Here is a 1360-nt window from a genome sequence, read left to right as displayed (position 1 = left end):
AAAAATCTATGGTCACCCCCTTTTTTGCAATACTGATCATTGGGTGAAATGGATGGCTTGCGTAAATCTATCCGGCGTCGATTGGGCTGGTATCCCGCGCCACGATGAGTATTCGCACCTGGCGATCCTAATAAAGTAAGCGGCTTCTGAGAGCCAATTTTTCTTCCAGGATCATCGCCAGGCCGATCGGCCGTTTATTTCATCCGTTGTTCAGCTATCGCAAAACCTGATGGTAAAACTCGGTGCAGCACAACGGGGTCAGGCGTTCAGCGCGCCTGGCTCCGTTTCATATTGCGAGTGTCGAGTGGCAATGGCCCACGCGATGCGTGCCAGTTTGTTGGCCAACGCGCAGGCCACCACGTTGGAGTGGCGTCGTGTTGATAGCGTACGTACCCAGTCGGCCAATGGGCCACTCTGGTACTTCAAACGAAGCATGTAGACACGGGCACAGAGCACCAGCAAATGCCGAAGGTTCTTGTCGCCACGTTTGCTGATTCCCAGCAAAGCCGGCTTGCCGCCGGTGCTGTATTGCCTGGGGACCAAGCCTACGGATGCTGCAAAATCACGACTGCTGCCGTACTGCCGAGCATCTCCCATTTCTACGGCCAGCAGGCTGGCGGTGATCGGCCCGACACACGGAATAGTCAGCAAGCGACTACCCAGATCATCGTCAGCCAGCTGGCTTGCCAGCTCTTCATCCAGCAGCTTGATCTGCTCGGTCAGGTAGACGAAGTGATCATGCAGGCGCTGCAGCAGTGCGACGAGGCGTACAGGCAGGTCGTGCTCTTCAAGCACTGAAGCGAGGCGTTTGATCACCGCCAGTCCCGTCGGCAGGCTGACGCCGAACTCGAGCAGGAAACCATGCATCTGGTTCACCGTTTTGGTCCGGTCGCGAATCAGTGATTCACGCATCCGATGAGAAACAGAGAGCGTCTGCTGCTCAGGCGATTTTGGCGTCACAAAGCGCATGGAAGGTCGGGAAGCGGCTTCACAGATGGCTTGCGCATCGACAAAGTCATTCTTGTTGCCCTTGACGAAAGGCTTAACGAACTGAGGTGAAATCAGCTTTGCTTCATGCCCTATCGCTTTGATTTCTCGCGCCAGGCAGTGTGAGCCGGCACAGGCCTCCATCACTACCGTGCAAGGGGGATGATTGGCCAGAAACCGCATCATCTGCGGCCTTGAACATTTCTTGCGCAACACTTCTTTGCCGGACTTTTCCTGGGCGTGTAGGTGGAAGGTATGTTTGCCGATGTCGATGCCGATCAGGGTCACGTTGCTCATGATGACGGTCTCCGAAGTAAAAACACCCTACGAAAGCGTACGCCTCGTAGGGTGCCGGGGTGACCATCTCATTAAG

Annotated in this window: 1 protein-coding gene; it reads right to left on the bottom strand. The window is 55.4% G+C overall.

All coding sequences use genetic code 11. The features are described 5' to 3' along the window. Positions 1-258 precede the first annotated feature (258 nt). On the bottom strand, positions 259-1284 hold the full coding sequence (locus Q6A47_RS22890) for an IS110 family RNA-guided transposase (RefSeq protein WP_304485468.1): 1026 nt from the start codon (positions 1282-1284) through the stop codon (positions 259-261). Positions 1285-1360 lie beyond the last annotated feature (76 nt).

The organism is Pseudomonas boreofloridensis, assembly GCF_030580795.1.
Lineage (GTDB): Bacteria > Pseudomonadota > Gammaproteobacteria > Pseudomonadales > Pseudomonadaceae > Aquipseudomonas > Aquipseudomonas boreofloridensis.
This window is presented reverse-complemented; position numbering and strand designations above follow the sequence as displayed.